Origin of the sequence: Catenulispora pinisilvae (genome assembly GCF_015356865.1) — a bacterium.
GTDB lineage: Bacteria > Actinomycetota > Actinomycetes > Streptomycetales > Catenulisporaceae > Catenulispora > Catenulispora pinisilvae.
This window is the reverse complement of record NZ_JAAFZA010000379.1, coordinates 1-6,906: the sequence shown is the minus strand read 5'-3', so window position 1 is coordinate 6,906 and position 6,906 is coordinate 1. Positions and strand designations below refer to the sequence as shown.

Here is a 6,906-nt window from a genome sequence, read left to right as displayed (position 1 = left end):
ACATGGCGGAAGCCTCTCGACAAATGACCAAACCACCGCCGCCGCGCCTACCGCCGCCACCCACCCGACCGACCGACCGACCGACCGACCAGCCAACCAGCAACCAGCAACCAGCAACCAGCCCCAGCGCAGCACGACACCGCCCGGCGACCAGGTGGGGCCCGGCCGGGCGGCGTCGTGCAGGGTTCAGCAACCGGGGCGGTGCGGCCCCGGGCGCCGGATCAGATCTGGCCGCGCAGCTTGGCCAGCGCCTCGGCCAGGATCTGGTCGCCGTCCTCGGCGGAGCGGCGCTCGCGCACGTACGCCAGGTGGGTCTTATAGGGCTCGGTGCGTGAGCGCGCCGGCGGGTTGTCCTTGTCCGGGCCCGCGGGGAAGCCGCAGCGGGGGCAGTCCCAGGTGTCGGGGATCTGCGCGTCGCTGGCGAAGGAGGGCTTGGTCTCGTGCTTGTTCACGCACCAGAAAGAGACGAACACCCGAGGGGCGCTCTCGCCACGCTCGGCCTCCCCCATCGGTCCCGCACCGACGCGGCTGCCTCGGATCGCGTTTCCACTTGCCACTGTCTGGTCTCCCTTGGTTCCGACCTACACTCCCCGCTGCCCCTTGGGTGCCCGAGCGCCCGTGGAGATGCGGTGCAGACAGTGTAGGCATGTGCTGATGCACGATTCAGCAGGACCAGCCGGAAATCGCCGTCTTGGCGCCGCGATAAACGGACAAATAGGGGCGGAAGTCAGGGTTTCGTTATCGAAGCGCGACTGCTTCCGGCCTCCGGGCGTGCCGATGACGGTGCGCGGGACGGTATGCGAGACGGTGCGACGAACTGTACGACGGCACGGGTGGAAACCGAAGCGCCCGCAACGGTTTGCGGCCACGCGACGGCCACCCGGCACACACCCGCGGCCACGTTCCGCGAGCGAAAGGGGGCCCGAAAGCAGAACCGGCCCGGCCTCAGCCCGTTGCCGAATAGCGATGTTCCGGCCGCCCGGTCGCCCCGTAGCGCAGCTGGAGCCGCACCACGCCGTGCCGAGTCAGATAGCTGAGATAACGCTGCGCCGTGGGCCGGGAGATCCCCACCCGCTCGGCCACCTCCGAGGCCGAGACGTCCCCGGCCGCCGTCCGCACCGCGTTGCGCACCAGCTCCAGCGTTGGAGCGGAGTGGCCCTTGGCCGGGAGCGCGGGCAGGGCCGGGGAGCCCCGCAGCAGCCCGAACAGCTCGTCCACGTCGGCCTGGTCCGCGTCGGCGTCGTCCAATGTCTCCATCCGGCGGCGCAGGTCCCGATACGAGGTCAGCTTCTCGGCCATCGCCGGGTAGCCGAACGGCTTCACCAGGTAGTGCACGGCGCCGAGCTGCATCGCCGTGCGCACCGTGCTCACGTCCCGGGCCGCGGTGATCACCACGAAGTCGGGATGCGGCCCGGTCTCGGCCGATTCCGGGGTCTCCAGCAGCTTGCGGATGACGCCGAGCCCGTCGCCGTCGGGCAGGTAGACGTCCATCAACACCAGATCGGGGCGCAGGGTGTCGAGCAGGTCCAGGGCCTGGGCGGCGGAGTGCGCCTGGCCGCAGACCGTGAAGCCGGCGGTGCGGTCGACGTAGGCGGCGTGGATCTTCGCGACCCGGTAGTCGTCGTCGACGACCAGCACCCGCACGTCGTCGTCGGTCGCGGCGGTCCCGGCGGCTCCAGCGGCTCCAGCGGCTCCAGCAGCCGACGGCACGGCGGAAGCCGCAGCAGCGGTGCTCATACCGATCTCGTACCCCCTCCGGCGCTCAGCAACGTCCCCCGATCCCCGGCGGCCTTCGGCAGCCGCACGGTGAACACCGCGCCGGGCCCCTCGGTCGCCGCGATGCTACCCCCGAGGCGCAGCACCAGCCGATGGACCAGGGCCAAACCGAGACCCCTTCGCATCGAACCCGTTGCCGGCTTGGTGGTGTAGCCGTCGGTGAAGACCCGCTCCGCCGCCCCGACCGGGATCCCGGGGCCGTTGTCGGCGACCCGCACGGTGATCCCGTCGTCGTCCTCCACGATCGAGACCAGCACCCGGCCGCGAGATTTCGAATCAGACACGGCACCCGGGTCCACGCCGGGCCCGGACACCGCGTCGAAGGCGTTGTCCACCAGGTTGCCCAGGATCGTGGTCAGCGCCTGCACCTTGTCCGGCGTGTCGCCGAGCCAGGTGTCCTCGGTCAGCTCCAGCTCCACCCCGCGCTCCCCCGCCACCGCGGCCTTGGCCAGGATCAGCCCGACCAGCACCGACGGCGCGATCCGGGAGCGCACCGACTCGGCGAACTCGGCCTCGGCCCCGGACAGGTCGGTCAGATACCGCAGCGCCTCGTCGGGCTCCCCGAGTTCGAGCAGCCCGGCGACGGTGTGCATCCGGTTGGAGAACTCGTGCTGCTGGGCCCGCAGCGCGTCGGTGAGGCTGGTGACGCTGTCCAGCTCGCGCAGCAGCCCGGACAGCTCGGTGCGGTCCCGCAGCGTCACCACCGCGCCGTGCGGCTTGCCGGCCAGCGTCACCGGCATCCGGTTCACGGTCAGGTAGTAGTCGTCGGTCAGCACCACCTGGTCCTTGCCCTCGATCTCGCCGGAGAGCAGGTCCTGCAACCGCCCGGCCGGGACCACGTCCGCCAGGAAGCCGCCGACGCCGCCGAACATCGGCAGCCCCAGCAGCCGCCGCGCCTCGTCGTTGACCATGGTGACGCGGCCGGCCCGGTCGAAGGCGATCATGCCCTCGCGGATGCCGTGCAACACCGCCTCGCGCTCCTGCAGAAGCTTGGCGATCTCGTCGAGTTCGAGGCCGAAGGTGCGGCGCTTGAGGCGGCGGGCCAGGGCGTAGGAGGCGAGGGCGCCGACGCCTAGGGCGGCGCCGAACCAGGCGGCGTAGACCGGGAGCTGGCCGATGAAGATCGGGGTGACCGAGGCGACCTTGCGGCCGACCGAGACCTCGCCGACCTGGTCGCCGAGCGGTCCGTAGAGCGGCACCCGGCCGTTCACCGACGTCCCGACGGCGCCGTGGTCGATCCGGACGGCGGGCCTGGTGACCAGCGGCTCGTCGATCGGCTTGCCACGCTCGGCGATGTCCGGGTGGGTGTGCCGGATCCCGCTCTCGTCGACGATGACGACGTAATCGGTCTTGGTGTCGTGTTCGAGCCGGTGGGCGATGTCCTGAAGCGTGCCGTCGCAGTTCGGCGAGGGAAAGTCGATACAGGTCCGGACCTCCGGCGTATCGGCCACGGTCTGCGCGATCTGCAACGCCTCGTCCATGTACTGCCGGTCCACCTGCTTGCGCTCCTGGACCGCGAACAGCGCGAAGCCCACCAGCACCACCGCCAGCAGGATCGAGACCTGACTGACGAAGATCTGGCTGCTCAGCCGTCGCCCGGAAACCCGCCGCATTTTTCAGATTGTGTGCTGTTTCCGCAGATCAAACAAGGGTCCGCCGGCCGAGCAAAACGAGCAGAACCGCGAGTAACGCGGCAAACGCGGGTTGCGCACGAAACGGCGACGTAACCCGGCGGACGCATTTAGTTTCTCAACACCCCGCCGGCGATGAGGCGCACGCCACATCCACGCCGCACCGGCACCGGCCGGGCAATCGTTCAGCAAGCTGCGAGGGAGACCGATGCCATGGCAGGCACCGCGATCGAGATCAGGGACGTCACCAAACGGTTCCTCACGCCCAAGGGCGAGGTGTTCACCGCGATCCGGGACGTGACGTTCGCGGTCGAACCGGGCCGGTTCTGCGCCGTCGTCGGGCCCACCGGCTGCGGCAAGTCCACCACCCTGTCCCTGGTCTCCGGCCTGGACCGGCCCAGCGAGGGCTCGGTGTGGGTGGGCGGCAAGGAGGTCGACGGGATCACCGACGGCGTCGGGTTCATGTTCCAGGCCGATGCGCTGCTGCCCTGGAAGACGGTGTTGCAGAACGTCGCGCTGGGCCTGATCTTCCGCAAGGTCGCCAAGAAGGAGGCCGTCGAGCGGGCCCGGGACTGGATCCGCCGGGTCGGCCTGGCCGGGTTCGAGGACCGCTATCCGCACCAGTTGTCCGGCGGCATGCGCAAGCGGGTGGCGATGGCCGCGGCGTGGATCACCGAACCGCGGGTGCTGCTGATGGACGAGCCGTTCGGCGCCCTGGACGTCCAGACCAAGGCGATCATGTCGAACGAGCTGATGCAGCTGTGGGAGGGCTCGCGGCCCTCGGTGCTGTTCATCACGCACGACCTGGAGGAGGCCATCGCGCTGGCCGACCGGGTGGTCGTCATGACCTCCTCGCCCGGCGCGGTGAAGCAGGTCTTCGACATCGACATCCCGCGGCCGCGCGGCTCCGTGCAGGAGATCCGGTTCGGCAGCCGCTTCCTGGAACTGCACCACGAGATCTGGGCCACGCTGCGCGACGAGGTCGAGCGCGCCTACGCCCGCACGGCAGGAGTCTGAGACATGCATTCCACCAACGACGGCAGCTCGAACGGCATGTTGAGCGGTCTGGAGCAGGCATCCCAGTCCGCCGGTCGGCTCGGCGGCGCGCAGAAGGCCCTTCACGACCGGATCGCGTCCGGCCAGCAGTCCATGGACGAGCGCACCCACCAGGCATCCGTGGCCTTCCGCCGCCGCAAGCTGAAGGTCTGGGGCGCCCGGCTGGCGATCGCGGTGATCATCATCGGCGGCTGGCAGCTGTTCACCGCGATGGGCTGGGTCGACAAGTTCTTCTACGCGCAGCCCTCCGGCATCTGGAACCGGCTGTGGGACTACTTCCAGAACGGCACCGAGTTCGGCTCCTACCCGGACCAGATCAAGACCACGATGCAGGAGGCGCTGTACGGGTTCCTGATCGGCACCGGCGTCGGCATCGTGATGGGCGTCGCGCTGGGCCTGAACCGGTTCCTGGCCGAGGTGCTGGACCCGTTCATCAAGGTGGTCAACGCGATCCCGCGCATCGTGCTCGGCTCGATCTTCATCGTCGCCTTCGGCATCGGGCTGACGCCCAAGGTGCTGCTGGCCGCGGTCCTGGTGTTCTTCATCGTGTTCTTCAACGCCTTCCAGGGCGTGCGCGAAGTGGACCGCAACGTCCTGAACAACGCCAAGGTCCTGGGCGCCAGCCGCTGGCACGTGATCCGGCACGTGATCATGCCCTCGGCGATGACCTGGATCCTGGCCTCCCTGCACAGCGCCTTCGGCTTCGCCATCGTCGGTGCCGTCGTGGGCGAGGTGCTGGGTGCGCAGCAGGGACTCGGCCTGCTGATCAAGTCCGCCCAGGGCAACTTCGACCCCTACGGGGTGTTCGCGAACATGTTCGTGATCGCCGCCCTGGTACTGATCGTCGAGTTCGTCATCGAGCGCGTCGAGCGCCGGCTGATGGCCTGGCGGCCGAAGGTCCAGTCCGAGGCCGTCCTGGTCTGACCGTCCTGCTCTGACCGTCCTGCTCTGACCGTCCCGGTCTGATCCGCCTGTCCCCCTCCCCTCACCCCCACCAGAAAGGCGATCCCCCGTGTTCTCCACGAAGAAGACATTGATCGTGGCCGCCGCCGGCGCGCTGAGCCTGACCGCCCTGAGCGCCTGCTCCTCTTCGAAGAGCTCCGGCACCTCAGCCTCCTCCGGCTCCGGCGCCGGCGCCTCGAAGACCACCCAGCACGTCACGCTTATGGTCGGCGGCATCGACAAACAGATCTACCTGCCCTACAAGCTGGCCGACCAACTCGGCTTCTACAAGAAGTACAACGTCGACGTCTCCCTGAGCACCGAACAGGACGGCGGCGTCGGCGCCGAGGACGCCATGGTCTCCGGCCAGGTGGACATGGCCGGCGCCTGGTACAACCACGCGATCGACTTCCAGATGAAGCACAAGAGCGTGGAGGACGTAGTGCAACTGTCCGGCGCCCCCGGCGAGCGCGAGATGTGCAGCAACAAGAGCAACGTCCACAGCGGCGCCGACTTCACGGGCAAGACGATGGGCGTCACCGACCTCGGCTCAGGCACCGACACCCTGACCCAACTACTGGCGGCCCAGTCCGGCGTCCCCAAAACCAAGTTCAGCCGCAGCGGCGTCGGCGACGGCTCCACCGCGATAGCGGCCCTGAAGAACGGCTCCATCGCCTGCGTCATGACCACCCAGCCAACCGTCACCGCCATCGAGAAGGAGAACGTCGGCTACTCAGCCATCGACCTGGCCACCACCGCCGGCGCCACCAAGGCCCTGGGCGGCGCCTGGCCCGCCGCCGGAGTCCTGGTCCGCACCGACTGGGCCAACCAGCACCAGGAGGCCGTCCAGGACGTGGTGGACGCCCTCGTGGAGACGATGCACTGGATCAACACCCACTCCGCGACGGACATCGCCAACGCCCTGCCCGCGACCTACACCAACAACGCGATCATCACCAAGGCCGACTACATCACGGCCCTGACGATGGACAAGGACCAGTTCCTGCCGGACGGCATCATGCCGGCCGGCGGTCCCAAGGTGGTGCTGACGACTGAGAAGCTGATCGGGAACGCGGACGATTCGATCAACTTGGGCGCTACTTTCACCAACAGCTATGCGGTTAAGGCGAACCAGTTGGAGGGGTCTGCGATGACTACTACGCCGGCGGGTGCTAGTGGGTGATTTGGTGCGGGTGATTTGGTGCGGGTGACTTGGCATGGGTGACTTGGTGCGGGTGACTTGGCATGGGTGACTTGGTGCGGGTGACTTGGTGCGGGTGACTTGGCATGGGTGATGCGGTGCCGGTGATCTGGCTCGGGTGATGCGGCTCGGGTGATCTGGCTCGGGTTATCCGGTACCGGTGATCCGGCACGGATGACCCGCCGCCCGGGCGCCACCCCCCCTCGGCCCGGGTGCGGCCGCCGTCTTCTTCGGGAGGCGGCGGCTGGTTTTGTGTTGGTGGTTCGGCGGGTGGTTCGGCGGTGTGGCGAGGCTGGTGTG

6 protein-coding genes are annotated in these 6,906 nt (G+C 68.8%); 3 read left to right on the top strand and 3 right to left on the bottom strand.

Annotated elements, in window-relative coordinates; all coding sequences use genetic code 11:
- Positions 1–221: 221 nt before the first annotated feature.
- The 3 genes from IZR01_RS47115 to IZR01_RS47105 all read right to left on the bottom strand — a co-directional run bounded on the left by IZR01_RS47115 (position 222) and on the right by IZR01_RS47105 (position 3,389).
- Positions 222–557, bottom strand: a complete 336-nt coding sequence (locus IZR01_RS47115) for an RNA polymerase-binding protein RbpA (protein ID WP_194895803.1) — start codon at positions 555–557, stop codon at positions 222–224.
- 388 nt (positions 558–945) lie between these two features.
- Positions 946–1,737: a response regulator gene (locus tag IZR01_RS47110; RefSeq protein WP_194895802.1), complete on the bottom strand. Its 792-nt coding sequence runs from the start codon at positions 1,735–1,737 to the stop codon at positions 946–948.
- A complete protein-coding gene (locus IZR01_RS47105) occupies positions 1,734–3,389 on the bottom strand; it encodes an ATP-binding protein (RefSeq protein ID WP_194927649.1) in 1,656 nt (551 codons plus the stop codon). Before IZR01_RS47105 ends, IZR01_RS47110 begins: the two co-directional genes overlap by 4 nt.
- Positions 3,390–3,620: 231 nt before the next feature.
- Between IZR01_RS47105 and IZR01_RS47100 the strand changes: the two genes are divergently transcribed.
- The 3 genes from IZR01_RS47100 to IZR01_RS47090 all read left to right on the top strand — a co-directional run bounded on the left by IZR01_RS47100 (position 3,621) and on the right by IZR01_RS47090 (position 6,588).
- On the top strand, positions 3,621–4,424 hold the full coding sequence (locus tag IZR01_RS47100) for an ABC transporter ATP-binding protein (RefSeq protein WP_194895800.1): 804 nt from the start codon (positions 3,621–3,623) through the stop codon (positions 4,422–4,424).
- A gap of 3 nt (positions 4,425–4,427) precedes the next feature.
- Positions 4,428–5,387 carry an ABC transporter permease gene (locus IZR01_RS47095; RefSeq protein WP_228554968.1) on the top strand — a complete coding sequence of 320 codons (960 nt, stop codon included), beginning with the start codon at positions 4,428–4,430 and terminating at the stop codon, positions 5,385–5,387.
- A gap of 88 nt (positions 5,388–5,475) precedes the next feature.
- Complete coding sequence (locus tag IZR01_RS47090) at positions 5,476–6,588, top strand: ABC transporter substrate-binding protein (protein WP_194927648.1); 1,113 nt, start codon at positions 5,476–5,478, stop codon at positions 6,586–6,588.
- Positions 6,589–6,906: the final 318 nt, after the last annotated feature.

Bases quoted from the DNA above. Each gene is read 5' to 3' on its own strand.
- IZR01_RS47095 (WP_228554968.1), top strand. From the start codon at position 4,428: ATGCATTCCACCAACGACGGCAGCTCGAACGGCATGTTGAGCGGTCTG.
- IZR01_RS47110 (WP_194895802.1), bottom strand. From the start codon at position 1,737: ATGAGCACCGCTGCTGCGGCTTCCGCCGTGCCGTCGGCTGCTGGAGCC.
- IZR01_RS47105 (WP_194927649.1), bottom strand. From the start codon at position 3,389: ATGCGGCGGGTTTCCGGGCGACGGCTGAGCAGCCAGATCTTCGTCAGT.
- IZR01_RS47100 (WP_194895800.1), top strand. From the start codon at position 3,621: ATGGCAGGCACCGCGATCGAGATCAGGGACGTCACCAAACGGTTCCTC.